Source organism: Streptococcus suis, from assembly GCF_016743335.1.
Lineage (GTDB): Bacteria > Bacillota > Bacilli > Lactobacillales > Streptococcaceae > Streptococcus > Streptococcus suis_Y.
In genome coordinates this window covers 1-19,583 of record NZ_WCJE01000039.1, presented here as the reverse complement: position 1 = coordinate 19,583, position 19,583 = coordinate 1, and the positions used below count along the sequence as shown (strand labels likewise).

The 19,583-nt window shown below is 39.1% G+C and carries 18 protein-coding genes; 12 read left to right on the top strand and 6 right to left on the bottom strand.

Features of this window, described 5'->3' with window-relative positions; translation table 11 throughout:
* The 3 genes from F9856_RS09875 to F9856_RS09865 form a co-directional block, all read right to left on the bottom strand.
* The coding region (locus F9856_RS09875) for a hypothetical protein (protein WP_202106466.1) at positions 1–3,293 on the bottom strand (3,293 nt) is incomplete at its 3' end.
* A gap of 118 nt (positions 3,294–3,411) precedes the next feature.
* The gene (locus F9856_RS12225) at positions 3,412–4,134 is read right to left on the bottom strand and encodes an LPXTG cell wall anchor domain-containing protein (protein WP_236659602.1); all 723 of its coding nucleotides are present in this window, start codon (positions 4,132–4,134) and stop codon (positions 3,412–3,414) included.
* Positions 4,135–4,542: 408 nt separating this feature from the next.
* Positions 4,543–5,220 carry a recombinase family protein gene (locus tag F9856_RS09865; protein WP_202106465.1) on the bottom strand — a complete coding sequence of 226 codons (678 nt, stop codon included), beginning with the start codon at positions 5,218–5,220 and terminating at the stop codon, positions 4,543–4,545.
* A gap of 1,187 nt (positions 5,221–6,407) precedes the next feature.
* Between F9856_RS09865 and F9856_RS09860 the strand changes: the two genes are divergently transcribed.
* The gene (locus F9856_RS09860) at positions 6,408–6,776 is read left to right on the top strand and encodes a hypothetical protein (RefSeq protein ID WP_202106464.1); all 369 of its coding nucleotides are present in this window, start codon (positions 6,408–6,410) and stop codon (positions 6,774–6,776) included.
* Positions 6,777–7,142: 366 nt separating this feature from the next.
* Positions 7,143–7,331, top strand: a complete 189-nt coding sequence (locus tag F9856_RS09855; protein WP_202106463.1) for a hypothetical protein — start codon at positions 7,143–7,145, stop codon at positions 7,329–7,331.
* Positions 7,332–7,592: 261 nt separating this feature from the next.
* On the opposite strand, the gene F9856_RS09850 is transcribed toward F9856_RS09855, so the two are convergent.
* Positions 7,593–7,937, bottom strand: a complete 345-nt coding sequence (locus tag F9856_RS09850) for a hypothetical protein (protein WP_202106462.1) — start codon at positions 7,935–7,937, stop codon at positions 7,593–7,595.
* A gap of 108 nt (positions 7,938–8,045) precedes the next feature.
* Entirely contained in the window at positions 8,046–9,338 is a 1,293-nt protein-coding gene (locus tag F9856_RS09845; RefSeq protein ID WP_202106461.1) for a hypothetical protein, read from the bottom strand.
* Positions 9,339–9,742: 404 nt separating this feature from the next.
* On the opposite strand from F9856_RS09845, the gene F9856_RS09840 reads away from it, so the two are divergent.
* The 7 genes from F9856_RS09840 to F9856_RS09810 all read left to right on the top strand — a co-directional run bounded on the left by F9856_RS09840 (position 9,743) and on the right by F9856_RS09810 (position 14,574).
* Complete coding sequence (locus tag F9856_RS09840; protein WP_202106460.1) at positions 9,743–10,009, top strand: hypothetical protein; 267 nt, start codon at positions 9,743–9,745, stop codon at positions 10,007–10,009.
* An 11-nt stretch (positions 10,010–10,020) separates the two neighbouring features.
* Positions 10,021–10,254, top strand: a complete 234-nt coding sequence (locus F9856_RS09835) for a hypothetical protein (protein WP_202106459.1) — start codon at positions 10,021–10,023, stop codon at positions 10,252–10,254.
* 171 nt (positions 10,255–10,425) lie between these two features.
* Positions 10,426–11,040, top strand: coding sequence for an MT-A70 family methyltransferase (locus tag F9856_RS09830; RefSeq protein WP_202106458.1), 615 nt, complete (start codon positions 10,426–10,428; stop codon positions 11,038–11,040).
* A complete protein-coding gene (locus tag F9856_RS09825) occupies positions 11,033–11,212 on the top strand; it encodes a hypothetical protein (protein WP_202106457.1) in 180 nt (59 codons plus the stop codon). Before F9856_RS09830 ends, F9856_RS09825 begins: the two co-directional genes overlap by 8 nt.
* Positions 11,209–13,335, top strand: coding sequence for a type IV secretory system conjugative DNA transfer family protein (locus tag F9856_RS09820; protein WP_202106456.1), 2,127 nt, complete (start codon positions 11,209–11,211; stop codon positions 13,333–13,335). The genes F9856_RS09825 and F9856_RS09820 overlap by 4 nt, the downstream gene beginning before the upstream one ends.
* Complete coding sequence (locus F9856_RS09815; protein WP_202106455.1) at positions 13,322–14,104, top strand: replication-relaxation family protein; 783 nt, start codon at positions 13,322–13,324, stop codon at positions 14,102–14,104. Before F9856_RS09820 ends, F9856_RS09815 begins: the two co-directional genes overlap by 14 nt.
* A gap of 215 nt (positions 14,105–14,319) precedes the next feature.
* Positions 14,320–14,574 carry a hypothetical protein gene (locus F9856_RS09810; protein ID WP_202106454.1) on the top strand — a complete coding sequence of 85 codons (255 nt, stop codon included), beginning with the start codon at positions 14,320–14,322 and terminating at the stop codon, positions 14,572–14,574.
* Positions 14,575–14,588: 14 nt separating this feature from the next.
* On the opposite strand, the gene F9856_RS09805 is transcribed toward F9856_RS09810, so the two are convergent.
* On the bottom strand, positions 14,589–15,494 hold the full coding sequence (locus F9856_RS09805) for a DUF2806 domain-containing protein (protein WP_202106453.1): 906 nt from the start codon (positions 15,492–15,494) through the stop codon (positions 14,589–14,591).
* Positions 15,495–15,636: 142 nt separating this feature from the next.
* Here F9856_RS09805 and F9856_RS09800 point away from each other — a divergent pair, with 142 nt between their 5' ends.
* From F9856_RS09800 to yidA, 3 genes are all read left to right on the top strand, one after another.
* Entirely contained in the window at positions 15,637–17,304 is a 1,668-nt protein-coding gene (locus tag F9856_RS09800; RefSeq protein ID WP_202106452.1) for a recombinase family protein, read from the top strand.
* A gap of 155 nt (positions 17,305–17,459) precedes the next feature.
* Entirely contained in the window at positions 17,460–18,773 is a 1,314-nt protein-coding gene (locus F9856_RS09795) for an HD domain-containing protein (RefSeq protein WP_029171514.1), read from the top strand.
* A complete protein-coding gene (yidA, locus tag F9856_RS09790) occupies positions 18,763–19,572 on the top strand; it encodes a sugar-phosphatase (protein WP_024377408.1) in 810 nt (269 codons plus the stop codon). The genes F9856_RS09795 and yidA overlap by 11 nt, the downstream gene beginning before the upstream one ends.
* The last annotated feature ends 11 nt before the right edge of the window (positions 19,573–19,583 follow it).

Sequence of the window (19,583 nt, the reverse complement as noted above, 5' to 3'; positions counted from 1 at the left end):
TATAGCCTAATTGGCAATTCTCTTGTGTAAGTTGTTATCAATCTTGCGTCATTTAGCGACTGTGCTTTTGCCCACATATAGATGTCGGCTCGCTGGTTGTAGATTTCGGCTGGCTCTGCCAAGTTAGTTGGCGAACTTCCAGCTGTTCGTCGAGACACGAGATTTTGCGCAATGATAGGACCGTTTATTCGCAACTGTTCACCACAGGTGCTTTGGCTCACGCGTCCATCAGCAACACTACAGGTTCGGATTGTGCCGCCAGAGATCAACCAAGCATCGATTCTTCTGACATTAGGCGAGATAGTGATGTTGCCCTTCGCGATAATGATGGTTTGCTGGAATGATCCAAGTTGGAATACTCCAAGTTGGTTTGCGCTAGGATCTCGAGACGTGATATCTCCGCTGATAGTTAGGTTGTTGGCATAAATGATATGCGTATTACCTGCTGCTTTATTAGCTCCATTGATTCCAGGAATGTTGCGGTTCGCCTCGTTAAATTTTTGGACAAACACAGCTTGAGTTGCAGCACCGCTATTTCTTCGAGGATACCTTGCTTCAAACCTTCGAACAATATCCGTGGTATTGGTTCGTCCATTCCAATTTCCCCAGTTTCCAACCCCAGAACCAGTTCCAATTCCATTTCGGAATGTCATTCGGTTTTGGTCGTGTGTAGATTCCGAGGTGAAGTTCCTTACAGCTCCGTTTGTGATAGCTTCAAACTCAACCCAAGAGCCAAACTTTCCTCTACTGGATGTAGTTTTAGATGTTCGAATACCACTTCTCGAATAAATACCATTTCCCCAGATTTGGAATTTTGGTTTTTTGGTCACGAGAACACATATTGGAGCAGAGTGTCGCCATTCCCGACCGATTTTGGCGTCTTGTGTGCTTTTATCTTCGTTGTTACTCATTCTGTAGGCAGAAACAGAAAGTGCCACACAATACCTTGAGCCAAGTTCGGCGTCGGTTGGGATTGGAGGGATAACTCGTTCCAGATTGGTTGTATTTGGCGGGAAAGACCTTGTGCCAGTTTCTGAACGGCAGTTTCTTAGCTGAGTTCCAGTATATTGCGAACCGTAGTGGGAGCAAGGATTGCCATTACTATTGTCTGTTCTTGAACCTGGTGTTGGAACTCTTTCGCCAGACCCTGGAATATCCCAAGTTGTAATTTTGTACTGTGTTCCTGGTGGAGTTGGTGAACCTCCATTACTGATATTCGGAGTCACAGGAACGCTTGCGCCTGGCTCTACGGGAACATCTGAACCACCACATCTGTAGCCATCGGCATCTACACAAGGGGTTAGCTCGAAGTCATATGGGACGTATACGCAGGCTCGGGTTGAAGAGCTCGAAGTTGAATCTGTTCTAACATATTCTTTTTCGTAAGCCTGTTTTCCATCTTTAACTACACCTTTTTTCTTGTATTGAATATTTTCGATGGTGGCACTGATACTATCGCAGATGATTTTTCCAGCATCGGATGGTACAATAGTACGTCCCGATTCGGTTCTAGTATACGCCAAACCTCTTTGCGGCAAACTTAAGCCCTTAACACCTCTCTGACCTGCGTCCGTATTCCAAGAGAGAGTTGCAGTATCCCACTCGCTACCACCATAAACATCACCGTACACTTCGTGCTTAAAACGAACTGTTGAATTGATTGGTGCGATATGCCCTTCGCCGTATTTCCAGCTACCATTATTTACGTTGACTTGTGTGTTGGTTCGGCTGCCGAGATTAGGGGTGTATGTTATGTCTGGGGGTGCTAACTCTTCGATCACAATATCTTTATCAGGGTATTGTATCTCATCATTCTCGCTCCAAGGAACACGGATCCAAGGTGTCTCTTTCACAACGTACCTATCCTTATATCTGGAATTGATAGTTACCGTAAGGTAAGACCTAGTATCATGAGTATCCCCGCCCATAGAGCAGTTATATACAGACCGCACCGTACCAGAAGCGTCGTTGTCGTCATCAGATTGGGCTGCACAAGTAGCATATGGACCCCATTTGGGTTCCTGCCTACCAGTAGCATGAACGACACCAGCAGTAGATAAGTAGCCTGTCTTTCCCTTTACTCTGATTTTATGCTTAAACAAAACATTATGAGCGACTCCCCCCTGCTTACAATATTTATTCACATCGTGATACCTACCATCACCCCCTATGCCACCATGACCAATAATTTTAAAGCTCAATCCATCTATGGTGCCATAAGAATACCAATTCTTATCCTTATGTGCATATGTTTCTTTATCATAAAAACTTACAGTGCCTTCTTTATGATATCTAAGAAAATCATTCCAATCACTAAAATCGCCAGATACAGATTCTAGCCTGATTATAGATATTTCACCATTTTGACCAACAATAACACCCTTAGTTTCGCCTACAGTATTCATCGAATCAACAAGAGCATTCATCGATATTGCTTCGAGAGTATAGCCACCATATTCCTTCTTATTTATATCATTATAGATAGCGGTTTTTTCTCCACCCTCATCTTCTGTCCATCTCATCAAACTCGAGAACGTTGGAGTTGAAAAGTTGTAGTCAAACTCTTCTATATATTTTTCGCCTCGTGTCTTATAGCTAACATTGACACTTTTGTCAATTTCCTCACGAGAAATTCCTTTTTTGAATTTATCCATAAAACCATCTTCAAGCTTTCTCTTTGCTGCTTGAATCTTTTCATCAAATTCAGCCTGAGACTTAGAATCCAAGAAATACAGAGAGTCAAAAATTATAGAGACACTATAAAACTCTTTCACTTTAATAATGCAGGAGTGGAGTGTTTTTTTCATTGTCTCATTTTCTACCCTAATTCGCTCAAAATCACCTTTACCAGAGAAGCTCTTATCAACTATAGACTTAGCCTGTTCTTCCGAAACCTCATCAGTATAATTGAGTGATTTATATAAATCTTTGTTAGAAAATGTCTTATTATTACATTTCCGTTTGGAATATTCTTTAAGTGCAGCATTGAGAATTAAATCATCTCTTACAATTTGTTCGAGACTACCATCACCATAAGACATATCTGGATTATCTTTAAGATACTGAGCCAGCCCACGTGCATTTTCGTCAATATTTTTTTTAGATATTACAGTATCGCCAATCTTAATATCAGCATTCTCCTTATTTATCTTAAGCAGATACTGAACACCCCAATAAGCCCCAACTGCAGCAACAATCGCAACAATCACAACTACAATTCGAAAAATTAACTTTTTTGGCTTAAATTTTTGCGAGCTTTTTGAGCTATCGCCCGCATTAAAATCCCTTTCCATAAAACCTCCGTATTTATGTATCTATTTAAGCACAGGCGTAATGATTTTTCAAGAGCTAGAATAAAAATGAAAAAGCTCTCAAAATGAGAGCTTTAACTGTTGATAGACGTTTTATGGATTATTTCTTTTTTCGTGGAGTTGCAAGCCCAACACCTACAATTCCTGTAATAAAACCACCCAAAATAGACAAAACCGACACTGAATCGCCTGTGTTTGGCAATGTCTTTGTAGTAGGTTTTGACACTTCTTTAGGTTTGACAGTATTGGCAGATGGAGTTGAGCTATTTACAACTTTTACTTCTTCTGGAACTGCCGTTGGTTTAACTACAGTTTTATCAGCTGGCTGTTCAACTGGCTTCTCAACTGGTTGTTCAACTGGGGTTTCAGTTGGGGTTTCAGCTGGCTGTTCAACTGGCTTCTCAACTGGTTGTTCAACTGGGGTTTCAGTTGGGGTTTCAGTTGGGGTTTCAGCTGGTTGCGAAACGCCACCTTTACGAACCCAATAATATTTAAGAACACCGCCAGTCGCTATAATTTCTTCCTTTGTGCTACGCCAAGGATCCGCAATAGAACTAGACACAAGCTCAATCTCATCGATATTCGGGAAAGATAAATCGTCAGGAACAGCCTTAACATATGGCCAACCTCTCCTATATCCGTAATTTACCATTCCCCAGAGTTGACCATCAAGGTAATATTCAACAGTATAAGGGGTCACATCCTCCGCATAAACGACTGCAGAGGTGGTTACCAAATTGCCATCCACAGGAGCAATTACACCGCCCAAAACAAGAGCAGAAGTAAGGGCAACGCCCCATTTAACCAATTTTTTTGCATTCATCATATTTTCCTAAGGTCTTGATTGACCTTTCCTTTCTTTTTTGTATATAAAGAAAAACTCCTATCAAGCCCATTAAAGGAAGACATTATGAAACCATAAATCGTCTTCAACTTTTAATGTACCTGATAGAAGTTTTGAGTAATATTTTAACAGTCTATCAACATTGTCATCATGGTATCATATTTTAGGTGGTTTGTCAATATATATTTTTGTTTTTTGAATAATTCCCTGCTACAATAGGGTTTGAGTGTGTTTTAGTTAACGGTCGTTAACTAAAACAATGAAAAATCAAAAAATGCCGACTTGGCAAGGCTTCAAAAACCCCGTCAAATCAGCATTTCTAATATTTTTTATTGATAACTTTGATTGTTTTAACAAACGACCGTCTGCTAAAACAAATGTATTCGCTTATAGTTTATCAATTTGTTTTTCATTTGTCAAAGAATTATGTGCTTTTTGACTACGAAATGTGATATCATTTCGTTTTAAGACCTGATAGATGGTGGCTGTTGAAATATTCAGCTGGTTGGCTATTTTACGAACAGTTGTTTCTTCTTCCAGATAACTTATAATAATTTGCTTTTCTTTCGATTTTGATATGCCTTTATTGCCTAATTTCACACCGCGTTCTTTGGCTTTACGCAGTCCGTCTTTGGTGCGTGCCGAAATGGCTTGAAGCTCCCACTCAGCCACATAGCCCAGCATAAGACAGAAGAACTTACCAGTGAGTGAATCCGTTTCGATTTGTTCATGGATGGATTGAAGACGGATACTATAGCTGGTTAGTTCCGATATGATAGCGGACAGGTGGAGCATTTTTCGGGTTAAGCGGTCTAGTTTATACACCACAAAGCTGGTTTTAATGCCACTTTCAGCACATTCTTTGGCGAGCTTGAGAGCTTTTTGAAGTTGTGGTCGCTCTTGGTTGCTTCCTGATTCTTTTTCGATATAGAGCTTGTCGCAGAAGTTTAGGGCTTCTTTTTGAACTTCTAGCCCCAGTTCTTGGCGATTGTCTGTTGAGCTAACACGGGCGTAGCCAATGATGACAGAGCCTTTTTCTTGGTATTTTTTGATGATTTTCTTCACATTTTCCTCCTTGCTTTACTATTGTAGCAGGGTGGTTTTATTTTAGAAGAAAAACATTAAAAAATGGTATCACCGAAGCGGATTGCTTATAGTTTTTTTACCACAGGTTTCCATTCGCACCGCCCTTCGCTTCGCGTTGAATTGTTTCTGTATAAAATCGCCGTTTCTGAGGTGTTTCGTCAGGCGACTTATTATCTCATTAGGGTTATTTTTCGAGGGGATAGTCCATGTAACATCTATTGGTTGTATTTTTGAGGACAGCAAATTTGATTTTTAAAATCACAATGATATAATAATCTTAACTAGAGTAGTCTTTCTTGAGCCAACAAGAGGGGTACTACTATGAAGTTTAATCTTAAATCATACTTGAGTGAATTACTTCATAACCCTGAACTTGTGATTGCCTTAATTCAATTATTCTACGACGGAAATAATGTCGTTACAATTGGAATTATCTCAATCTTAAAATCTTTTGAAAATATCATAAAAACTACTATAACAGCAATTGTTATAATTTGTGTTATGATTACGATATTAATCGTAACATTATTTCTGGGGATAGACAAGAAGGAAAGAATTAGTTTACTCAATAAAATTTTGAATAAGTTAAAATGAAAAACCCTCAGCCATCTACTGAGGGGGTGTGCCAGTGCCCAAATCATTACGCCAACCTATTTAAATTGAGGTTGGGATACTCTATCAACGTAATAATTAACTAAATTGGGCAGACTACTCTAGATATACGGAGTTTCAGGATTACTTGGGGCTCCGTTTTGATTTCACTGTGAAACCTGTATGAATAATACTATAAAGGAAGGGTATTGTCAATAATTTTCGGAAAATTAGAACAATTTCCCCTTTCCCTTTACTTATATGTCAGCGAGTTCAGAAATAAAGCCGGCATTATCATCCCTTAAAATTTACACCACCCAGTTTTAAAATCTCAATTGTTTCAAGAGGCATTGCGATTAATAGACTTTTAAAATAAAATACACCACCTCTAATAATCCACGCCCCGGTAAGTCATTTCCTGCCCTTATAACGTACCTTTTAACATTAAGATACTCTCCCAGATCTGATTTTGAAATCCATTTTCAGATTGTAAATATTACATCAAAATAGACTGGACTTCCTCAATAAAGAGAGTTATCATTGTCCAGTAATAATAGATAACAGATAAGGAAATTATGAACGACTACAAAGCCAGGCAAGAATTAATAGCACTTGGAGAGGAAATACGCCAACATACACTTTGGGGCTTGATGCCAGAAACGGCAAAGTGGGATTGTACCGAACTTGGAGCCTATTTGCCAGCTATAAGCTTGCCAGCGTTTATTTCTAGCCTAACTGTAAAAAATGGTGTTATGAGCTACGCTATAACGAGTTTCGAACAATTTACCAAACATACCGAAATCTACGAAATTAACGCCACAATTGGGGAATTTATGGTAAAACTTCAAGCGGTCATAGATAGTCAAAACGAAAAAGAATTTTGTCAAAACTTGCTTGAAATCCTACGAACCGAGGTGTATTTCGTGAAGGAATGGAAAATTTAACGTATAGTCTGATGGTAGATACGTTATTAGAAATGGTTCTTACACCCCCTCGTATCACTAAACATTTTTTCAAAAATATACTTGGTTTTGTGATTAAAATTGAGTGCATATCACCTAGCTCAAATTTTATTAAGTTTTAATGAGGAAAAATCGTTGAGAGAGTTGGTGAAGAATATGCTAATCAAATTCAAAAAGAAACAATAAATAAAGTGGCGACAACCGAAGTTGATATTTTAGCTAAATCGAAAAATGATACAAAAATTCAGAGAGCATAGCAGAGTGGTTTTAAAACAAGAATAAGTTCAACTAAAGCGTTATATTTTTATTCAACTTGACCAATATTAGCCAAATTGGGAAGAAAATCAATTGAAACACTGGGCTCAATATTGGCGAAATGAAGAAATTAGTCCAAATGCAGATTCTGAAATATTCGATACAGTCAGCATCATTAATGAAGAAGTTTGGAGCGAGATGGTACAAAAAATGGTTGATTTGGGATTCAGATTCGTCAAATATGAAAAATTTCGGCTAGAGGCAGCCGAAATTCCAGGATAAATTTCATTTGCCTTATCGCTAATAAAAAATGGGCTCCTTACAGTAGCTCAAGCTAGTCAGCAATTAGGAAAAACTAAGGCAGGAATCCAGTCGCTTCTCAGCTAAAAAATAATTCTCAATCCATCTAAATACACTTTTAATCCCCGTGGAAACCTTGGGGATTTTTTATATATTAATCTCCTCGCAACTGAAAGAATTTCAATACAACCTTTCGTTTATATTCATAAAAAAGACCCACAAATTAATGTGAGTCTGAAATCGTTATTTATGTCCAGATACTACTTCTCTCGAAAGCAAATCCGCTTGCTCTATTGTGAGCCCAAAAATCTCAGCTATAGCAATTGTCGGATATACATCAGAACATAATAGTTCTGGATTTTTCTTATTTTCGATTAATACACTCATAGTTCGTATGAGCTTCTCGACTTTAATAAATAAGTCATCATTCATCTTTTTGAGCTTACGAACTGTATTTATGTCTAGCATTGTGATTTCTGAAATTATCTCAAAATCAAAATCATAACACAGTAATCTTCTAGCAATAGTTTCGCTGGTGAAGGGTGAGTTTGCAGTATCCGACCAGACCAAAGCCTTGTATCTATTCATTATAATTTACCTCCTAAAAGAACGATACTACTCACCCTATATATTAGGTGGGTAGTACCAACCTAATATATGTAATATGCCTATGAGGACTCTTATATTTAAGCACACTTATTTAAATTTGTCAAATGTACCTTCTGCGTGTGCCTGTTTTATCAATTCTTCATAAATCCTCAAATCGCCACTTTCTTTAAAAATAGGCTTATAATCAATCAGCATGGACACGACATAACCTTCTCTAATAACACTATTCTCTCGCGAGTCCACCACTATCCTAACACTTTTTTGACTAGCTATTTCTTTTAATTGAGAAATAGCTAACTTTAAATCTCTAGGCGTATCTTTTAGAGAATCTCTTTTTAATGGAAGAGAAATTATGATAAATATGGTAGTCATTAAACTGTTTAGCGACGCATTTAAGTCCTTAAATAAATCCTCTAAACGAGCAAACCAACCGTAAGCAAACAATATCTCACCTTCAAGATTATCAATAAAATATTTCTTTATTACTTCCACATTCTTAAAATCAATTTCATTATCATTCCTTAGGAATAAGTCTCGTATAAAACTCAATTCAACTATATTTCCGTAGGGGTTAAACATAAATACCGCGGGCATATCCCACAAACCAGCAAAGCTAACTACTAAATCGGAATATTTTTTCACTTTCTCAAAATGACCACTATCAATTAAGTAAACTCCAGTAAATCTATTTAAAAAAGGCAAAATAATATTCCAAGTATAGCGTTTTCGCTTAAAGTCAATACTCAAGTTTCGGGTATATATATCATAAAGGCGCAAGTCAGATATATCATTTCCTGCTACCATAAATATATAATCCCGAAAATGTACCTGTATGTAATTCATAATCTCCTGAACACCAGGCATATTAGAAATTGACTCCTCAGAAACTATAGATAAGTCAGCGTATTTAGGACTATTGGGGATTAACTTAATTAAATAAACTAACAGTTTAGCGAAAAATACATATTTATCATCCTCAACAACTAAAGACTCATACTGTTCATTACTAATCTGTTTTTTGAGATAGTAAGCACCTTGAACTACAGTATGCAGTTCTGTGAATAAATCATCAAAATCAAAATCAAAACCTACAGCAATTTCAGATAATTTCATAAATGCTTCAGATATTCTAATGATATCATCCTGAATATTTAAATTAATAATCGAGGGAGCATAAGCTTCTTTTATTTCGGAAGTACTATTAAATATCCTATTGGCAGTAGCATCACTTGTTATAGATTGTACATACCTTTCACTATTCTTATATCTCAATATGGGCTCTATGACATCATTAAGAAAAACGAGTTGTTTGCAAGGAGTACCGGTAATTTCCTTAGACTTAAACTTTCTGCAAAACCAACCAAATGTAATAATTTCCATCTTAGCTCCTATTTCATAATTAACGAAATTGACTGAAAAATTCCTATACAGAATTGAAATCCGAAAAATATAGTCTGAAATTATATTCCGTCATATAATTAAATCATCAAGAGAATATAAAATCTCTTGTTTTACTAGCTATATAGCAAACTTTTTAAATTACTACGGGGTATTTCAAACCTAGTAATATTCTACCATATCTCGAGAATAGGAAAAATTAGAAAGGAGCATCTATGTAATATTTTTTAGAAAGGAGACCGCAGATGGTAAAAATCCTACTTTTTACTCCATATTTCTTAGTCTGTGCCTTTGGATTCTACCAGCTTCATAAGATCAACAAACGCTAACCCAGCACTTCGAGGCGGAGGATGCTTCGCCTCCATTCTATAAAAAGGAGACCTACTATGTCACATTTACCACAAAAATCTCAAACACCTCAAGCCCTACCAGCTTCTGCGTTTAGTCCACAGAAAATGGCAATCGCTCGTAATTTATCGCAAGATATGGCGGTTGTTCAAGCCAATGAATTGTTAGCGCAAGATATCCTGAATAAAGTTGCCAGTCTTTCAGAATTGGAGCGTCAGATTTTATCCAATAACCCACAAGCCCAGCAACGGACTGATTTTATCATCAAGGCGTTTACATATGCTTCTATAAAAAAATTTAAATAAGGGGTCTGAATATGGATAACTTGGAAAATTTTATATTGTTCCTGATGGGAGTAGCGTCTTTACTAGCTCTAACTGCCCTTTGGTTGGTCTTAAAGGAAGAGGAATTTGAAGATTCCCCAATCATTCTCCAAGAAGATACTCATTGGACAGAATTTCTTGAAACTCGTCAAGCTATCAACGAGGACTTTCTGGTAGCTCAGAAGAAGCTATTAGAAAATCTCAATCATGAAAGGAGGAAATTTTAAAACAATCTGTTGTATTTCTCACAACAGCGAACAAGTCGGGCGGATTTGTTCCGTCTGACCTCTGTTTTTAGATTTCGCATCGCTCCATAACCTTATCTTACTTATGGTTTGAAGAAATCATATTTTAAGGTAAATTCAGATCGTCTGACGTAGACAGAAAGGATTTTCAAAATGACAAAATATCAAGACACAATCAACCAACATCTGCCTAAAAAGTTCAAGACTATCCTCGCTGACCCGCCTTGGGATGTGGCGCAAAAAGGCAAACTTGGCGCAATCCGACATTATAACTTAATGACGATTGAAGAAATCAAGAAAATGCCCATCGCAAGCCTCGCTGAAGACGACGCCCACCTCTGGCTCTGGACATATCCAGCTGTCCTCGAACAATCTTTCGAAGTCGTGCGAGCGTGGGGCTTCGAGCCAAAATCCATCTTCACTTGGGTAAAACCCCGTCTTGGGCTTGGCAATTATCTTCGAAACTGCACCGAACAAGTGATTTTCGCCACACGAGGCAAAGCTCCTATCAAATTCAAAGGACAGATGAACTGGGGAATGTTTCCAGTCCAAGACCACAGTCATAAACCTGAAGAACTCTATTCCATTATTGAACGCTGTTCAGAGGGCGACTACTTAGAACTCTTCGCTCGTCGTCCAGTGCCTTCAGACAAAAACTGGTATGTTTGGGGCAATGAAATCACGAGCGACATCATCATTCCGAATTATCCAGTTCCCAAATACTCGAAAGATGTCCGAGATTTTCGAAAGGTAGGACAAGATGAATGAAAAAGCTAACAGGCTATATTGTCAGCTTCTGTCTTTTGGCGATACTGGTCAACTACTCCGTTCGGCTTCTAGTCGATATTTGGCTGGAGTTGGTGGTTGGCTCTATAATGTCTTTAGGCTTTTACGTCGCCATAAAACTCATCAAACATCATCAGGATTGGAGGTAGTATGAAAAGACCAAAACATCTGTCGTGGCAAAGTATGGAGTGGACGAGACCATTCGAATTTGAAACAGTCTGTAATTTTACGACACAACTCAATGGTTATTCTCGTCGCCAGCCCTTCATCTGGGAAATTCGTTTAACGCCAGAAAAAGTCAGCCATCTTATCGGAGCCGACTCAATCGACTTGCGATTTTTGAAAGAAATGATGACCTCGTATAACGCTGTTCGTTTTGAGAAAACCAAGCGAACAAAAGTGACCTCAGCCTACAGCATCACTCTTTCAAAAAATCACTATGCCCTAAAAACCAAAGAAGTAGACAATCTGGTTCGGAGTTTCCTGTCGCAATCTGGTACTTTGAAAAAATCTGAAGAAATCGTGCTCCAGCTAGTTGTTGGTAAATCTTCTTCCCCAAAACCAATTCTCAAAGACCTTGGCAACCCAGACGCAACTCTTTGGCAGAAGCTAACAGGTAATATCCCGCCGCTCTCGTCAGATTCTAAGACCCTGATGCGAGAAAAACTCCACCACAGTCTATTTCAAATTAGTTTGCGTCTTGGCATTCGAACAGACAATAAAGCTCGAGAAATTCAACTTCTAAAGAGTATTCTGGCTTCGCTTCGAATTTTAGAGCGAGCTGGTGCTATATTTTCTGCCAAGCCAACTTCAATCGAAAAAATAAACCACGGAAAAATTCCATGGCACTTCCAAACAATTGTTTCAAGCATTGAACTCGCCAGCCTCTTCTTACTGCCAGCTGGCGATGCTCAATATATAGGCGTATCATCACTATCGCCCAGAACTATTTTACCACCAATCGGCTTTTCACAAAATACCAAACGTCTCTTTGGATATAGTTTGGAGAAATCTCCGAGATTTATCGGTATTCCAGCGCGAGAGGGATTATCACATACTTGGCTTTTGGGCGGCACTGGGAGTGGAAAATCCACCGCTATGCTTAACTTGATTTTAGCTGACGCTCGGGAAAACCGCTCCGCTGTGATCATCGACCCCAAGGCGGCATTGGTTTCAGATATTTTGGAACGACTGCCTAAAGAACGGGATGAGGATGTGGTCATTTTAGACCCTAGTCAAACTGGGCAATCCGTTTCGATAAATCCTTTTGACTTGGTAAAATTTGGTGTGCCAGCAGAATTGGTTGCGGATATGCTTCTCGGTGTCTTTCAGGAAATTTTCGAAGAATCTTGGGGGATTTACACGCAGGATATTCTTAGTCACTGTTTTCACACTTTAGCAAAAATAGATGATTCAACACTTATTGACCTACCAAAACTCTTAACCAACAAAGCCTTTCGGCACGACCTTTTGAAAACTATTTCAAACCCATTCTTGCTGGATTTTTGGCAAGGTTATGACACCTTGAGCGATTCTGCTCGCCAAACCATGATTGCTCCAGTCCTTAACAAATTTCGGAGCGTCTTGCTTCGTCCAGCCTTGAGAGCAGTATTAGGACAATCTTCGGGCAAATTCTCACTGAAAGACATTTTCGACAAGCCAAGATTCTTACTTGTTCCGCTAAACAAAGGCTTAATTGGTGCAGAAAATGCTAAATTCATCGGAGCGATTTTGTTGGGCTGTTTGTACCAATTGACGCTTCTGAGAGCCAAGGAAACCATTCGAAAGCCTGTCTTCATCTACATTGATGAGGTTGCGGATTATCTCAAACTGCCAGTTCCTCTAGAAGATGCATTATCCATGTCTCGAAGTTTAGGTGTTGGCTATGTTTTAGCAAATCAATTTTCAAAGCAATTACCCAAACAGCTTCGAGAGTCTATTTACGCTAACTGCCATAACCAGATTATCTTTGGGCTTTCTATGAACGAAGCCAAGGAACTGGCTGGGCTTGTCCCTGAACTTTCCGCAGAGGATTTCTACAAACTACCTCCATTTCAGGTTTATGCCAGAGTGCCAATCGTGAAAAATACATTCAAATGGTTGTCCGTCAAAACGTTACCAGCTCCACCTGCCTTTCGCAAGAAAGATGAGATTTATGGTGAGAGTGTCAAGCGATACGGATCGAAGCCAACAGAAGACATTCCCTTCGAAACAACCAAGAAACCAATCTCTGGAATTGGGCGAAAGAAAAAGGAGCTTTCAGATGAATCTAACTAAGCAAGATTACGAAGTTTTAAGCCTACTTAACCGCTGTCGCTACGCTACAACCAAACAGTTGGTGGAACTTTATTTCAGAGAAAATAAACCTAAAACCGCCACAAGACGAGCCAATCTCCTCACTAAAAAACTATCCAACCTTGGGCTTATTCATCATCTTGAACGCCGAATTGGTGGCGTGCGAGCTGGGAGTGGTTCCTACATTTGGCATATCACACACAAAGGCATTAAGGTTCTGCGCGAGATTGAGTCAAGTGTGAAACTTAAATTGAAAAATCGTTATGAACCAACACGCAACCATCTCAAACACCAGCTGTCCGTGACACAGTTGTTTGTGGAACTTTACAAACTTCACAGTGAAAGAAAGCTATTTCTGGAGGATTTTTCCTTCGAACCAAAATGTTGGCGGAGCTTTGCGACCCTGTTTTCACATTTTACGCTTAAGCCAGATGCCTTTACAAAACTAAGCATTGGCGACTTCGAAGATGCCTACTTCTTAGAGGCAGACAACGCCACAGAACATATTGGTAGAGTGATTGCCAAATGCAAGCAATACATTGCCTACTTCAATACGGGTATCGAGCAACGAGAAAACGAGGTCTTTCCATTGGTAGTTTGGATTGTGCCAGATGAAAAACGTAAGTTAGGCATTTTGAATCGAATTAGAGAAGATTTAGACGCTTACTGGGAGCTTTTTGAAGTGGTAACACTGGACGAATTTTCAGAGTTTATACAAGGAGGACGAGATGACGCAAGAACGGAAACGTAAAATTGGCAAAGCAACTTTTGTGATTGTGCGGAAGTTTACTGGAAAAGAGTCTCTTGAAAAGAAAATCAGACGGTTGATTTTGGAGAGATGAGTAATAATTGACAAAACATTCGCATTGTGCTATAATTTATATATACTTAAACGAAGTAGAACATTGCGAACGCCTGTTTACAACTGTTCTACTTCGTTTTTCTTATTTTTAGGAGGAAAAACGGATGCGACTATTGAAAAAATTAACCCATATTTTTATTGAAAAGATAGATGCTATCAAAACTCACTACAAACTAAAAACTGAAGCCCAAGAAAAATATATGGATGAGGTCATTAAGGAATTTAGTGAACTTTACAATAGAGGATGTAATGGAGAAATCCAACTTCCTGATGAGCCTTTGGTGAAATTCGCCAAAGCCAAAAACATCAAGCAGGTCGAGAAATTAATCCGTCAAATCAAAGAATTGAACGGTTTGTGAGTCCTGTTTAGGGCTCATTTTTCGAGCATATCAATATCAGTATCTACAGTCACCTCAGCCCCTTGAAACTCTAAAATTGGGTGAACTGCAACAATTAAATCTTCTTCCAGAGACATCCGAATATTGTTAGCTAATTTCAGGACAAATTCTTTACAACTAGTATCTTCAATCAGATGATAAACTTGTTGACCAAATCTTGTTAGAGGATAACTCTCAAATTTAAACACCATTTCATCTGATAGGGTTTCAGAGTAAAAACGTACAAACAAATCTCCATTATAAAATCCGTTGCACGAATCTACATCTAACTCAATATCGTGGTTTTGAGTCACACCCATATTAATAAGTCCGCACTCCTCCATGAGTAAGAAATCGAAATCAGTAATTCCATAACTCTCATATATTTCTAGTTGAGAGTCTGACGGAGCATAAACATACAAGTTTCCGTCAGGTTCTGTAAGAACTAATTTTGATAGTTTTGCGAATGTTTTTGCCTCGCTTTGACTAAGAAGTTTCATAGATTCAATAAACCTAAACGAGTATTTTCCCTTATCGTCAGCCTCATCGCTAAGAATTTTTGCCCAAATAGTTTGCATATCCTTATCTGATACCATTGAAGCAGAATCAAAGAAACGAGTAAACCATTCGGGAGAAAATTCAACATGGCTTGTTCGTGAAGATTCACCTAAGCTATCAGCTATTTGAGCGATTTCTTTAATATTTCTACATCGAGCAATATCAACGGCAGGAATAGTGCTATTAGAATTGCTGATTCTTTCTGCAATTAGGTCCTGCTTAATTTTATTAAACTGAAGTCTCTCTCCATAATAATATCCTAAAAAATTGATGGCAGCGGTCGTTACGGAGCTTCCAGCAATACTTACTATTGGTTCTTGAGCTAAAAAACTAAGGTCAAACACATCATCACCTCACAGATTTTACTAACTTCATTCTATCATAAAATATAAACTTTATCCGCCAAAATTCGTTAATTGACTGGACTTCCCGCCCACTTCGAGCTATCATGTCAGTGGGTTATAGGTGAATCGAAAGGAGCACACTATGAACAAAAGCACATTGACATTTGAAGAAATCAAAACGCAGAATTTAGGAAATCTACCAGATAGAATAACCGCTCTGTATTGTCGCTTATCCGCTGAAGACGCCAACGAAGGCGAGAGTAACTCAATTTCTAATCAGAAACAGATTCTCGCCCAAGTGGCTATGCGTGAAAACTTGCCAAATCCATTCTTCTTCGTCGACGATGGCTTCTCAGGTTCGAACGCCCAGCGACCAGATTTTCAGAGGATGATGAGCTTAGTGGAAGCTGGAAAAATTCAAGCGGTTGTTGTAAAAGATTTAAGTCGCCTCAGCCGAGATTATCTCCTAACTGGGCAACTGACCGAAATTACTTTTCCGTCAAAAAATATCCGCTTCATCTCCTTGAACGAAAATCTGGACAGTAACAAACGCAACAGCCAAGATGCCTACCTCGCACCTCTGGTGTCCTTGTTTAACAACTGGTATTCGCTTCAGTGTAGTGAAAAAATCAAGTTGTCTAAGCACACTAAGGCAAAAACTGGTGAGAAAATCGGCTGGATTGCACCGTACGGTTATCTCAAAAATCCAGAAAATCCCAAGGAATGGCTGATTGACGATTATGCCAGTCAAATCGTGAAACGAATTTTCAAGGAGTATCTCTCTGGAAAACCTATCTCTTCTATTGCGAATAACCTTCGAAAGGACAAGGTTCTAACACCCGCCAATTACAAGAAAAAGCTGGGCATTTCGAATTATCGAGTTCTCGAAAGTGACCCATTCCACTGGAAAAGCCAGATGATTTGCCAGATGCTCGAGAAAGAGGAATATACTGGAGCAACAATCAATCTCAAGACTGCAAAAATTTCCTACAAACAACGAGGATGCAAATTGCGACCTCGAGAAGATTGGCTGATTTTTCCAAATACACACGAAGCGATTATTTCACAGAAGGATTTCGAAATGGCACGCAAAATGCTTGGTCATAAGCGAGTAAAACGCAAGAACCACTGGAAAGATATCGCTGGACACGAAAATCTGTTCGCTGGATTAGTCTTCTGTGAGAATGGACATAAACTCAGTTTTTGCCCACAACAAAAAGACAACACAAACCTTGACCACTACAAGTGTTACCATTATCGTCGAGCTGGCGATACTTGTTCTGGCTCGCATTACCTTCGCAAGGAAACTCTGGTGGAATTAGTGTTAGGCGACCTTCAGCAACTAATTTCTTCTATTCAATTTAACGAGGAAGAATTGCTTGCAAAACTGAAGTCTCGCTTCGACATTCGAGAGAGTAAAAAGCAGGATAGCTTGCGCAAACAGTTAAATAAAGCCAAAAAACGGTCGCTGGAGCTGGACACTATTATCCAAAGGCTCTATGAAAAGCAACTGCTAAGCGAGATTAGCGATGAAAGATTTAGAAAATTGGTGGACAGTTACGAGAGTGAGCAAGCTGAACTCAACCAACAAATTCAGGAATTTCAAGAGGTTCTGGTTAGCCAGACCGAATCTGCGGAAAACATTGACAAGTTTATGCGAACTATTCGCCAACACACAAAACTTGAAAACTTGACAACACAGCTAGTGAATGAACTGATTGATAAAATCGTCATCCACCAACCAACTGGACGTGGCAAAAACCGTCAAGTCACTATTGAACTACATTACCGATTTGTCGGAGAGCTATAAAACGAGCGAACTAAAACTCGCTCGCAAAATAATAACTAACGGACTGCTCGGTGAGGTGTGGATATTATACCAAAAGATTCTATTTGGTACATAGCAATATCCTTGTGTTTTAGAAAAATCAGGAATTTATCTCCCTTTTTTGTTATAATGAAACTATGATAGAAAAAGTATTTCGCGATCCAGTTCATAACTATGTACATGTTGATCATGAGCTGATTTATAAACTTATCAATACAAAAGAATTTCAGCGACTACGCCGCATCAAGCAACTAGGGACTACTTCCTATACCTTCCATGGTGGCGAGCATAGCCGCTTTTCGCACTGCCTTGGCGCCTACGAAATCGCCAGACGGATTACTCAAAAATTTGAAGACAAGTATCCACAAATCTGGGATACAAATGAGTCCCTACTGACCATGGTTGCTGCGCTACTCCATGATGTCGGACACGGAGCCTATTCTCATACCTTCGAGCGTCTATTTGATACAGACCATGAGGAAATGACCTGTGCTATTATTACTAGTCCAGAAACGGAAATCAATGCTCTGTTGAAACAAGTTTCACCTGAGTTTCCAGACAAGGTTGCTAGTGTTATCAAACACACCTATCCAAATAAACAGGTCGTTCAACTCATTTCGAGTCAGATTGATGTTGACCGAATGGATTATCTATTGCGAGATTCCTACTTCACAGGTGCGAACTATGGTGAATTTGACCTAACTAGGATATTACGTGTCATTCGCCCGACAGAAAATGGAATTGCCTTCAAAGAATCTGGTATGCATGCAGTAGAAGACTACGTTCTCAGCCGCTACCAGATGTACATGCAAGTCTATTTTCATCCAGCAAGCCGCTCTATGGAAGTCCTATTGCAGAATTTACTCAATCGTGCCAAACTACTATATACTAGTGAACAGGAGTTTTTTGCACGAACTTCACCTCGGCTATTACCCTTTTTTGAGCATCGTATCCGTCTAACCGACTACCTCAGCCTGGATGATGGAGTTATGAATACTTACTTTCAATCATGGATAGATGGACCAGATCGTATTTTATCTGACTTAGCCCAGCGCTATATCAATAGGAAAGTACTCAAATCCATCACTTTCAAGGCCGAAGAAGAGGAAGCTTTGGACCGCCTGCGTAGCCTGGTCGCAGACGTCGGGTTTGACCCAGAATACTATACTGCTATTCACCACAACTTTGATTTGCCGTATGACATTTACCGACCGAATGCAGAAAAGAAACGGACTCAAATTGAGATTTATCGCAAAGATGAAACCTTGGTAGAACTATCCTCTCTATCACCAATTGTCCATTCCTTATCAGGCACAATCCATGGCGATAGCCGCTTCTATTTCCCAAAAGAAATGTTAGAAGAAACAGGAATTTTCGCACCTCAAATAGCTGATTTTAACAACCACATACATAACGATCATTTTATAATTGGAGAATCAAATGAGCATTAAACTTGTCGCCATCGATATTGATGGTACACTACTAAATAGTCAACACCAAATTACAGCTGAAGTACACTCAGCAATCCAAGAAGCAAAAAAAGCAGGCGTTAAAATTGTTATTGCTACTGGTCGCCCCATTTCCGGTGTTCAAGCAATTTTAGAAGAACTCAATCTTACAGAAGCAGGTGACTACGTCATCACTTTTAACGGCGGCTTAGTCCAAGATGCAGCAACTGGTGAGGATATTGTCAAAGATACCTTGACTTATGAGGATTATCTCGACATCGAATCTGCTGCCCGTAAACTCAAGCTCCCAATGCATGCCAGCACCAAGGAAGGCATCTATACTGCTAACCGTAACATCGGTAAATACACCATTTACGAATCCACACTAGTAAGTGCACCCATTTTCTATCGCACTCCTGAAGAAATGGCTGACAAGGAAATCATCAAAACAATGATGGTTGATGAGCCAGAAATTCTTGATGCTGCTATTCCACTTCTACCGACCAGCTTGACTGAGAAGTACAACGTAGCAAAATCAGCACCATTTTATTTGGAAATCACCCCTAAAACTGTTAACAAGGGACAAGCTATCATTCATCTAGCTGAGAAGCTTGGACTAACTATGGATCAAACCATGGCCATCGGTGACCAAGAAAATGACCGTCCAATGTTGGAAGTTGTTGGTAATCCTGTTGTCATGGAAAACGGAAATCCTGAACTGAAGAAAATCGCCAAATACATTACGAAGTCAAATGATGAGAGCGGTGTAGCCCACGCTCTTAGAGAGTGGGTACTGAAATAGCCTCTTAAAAT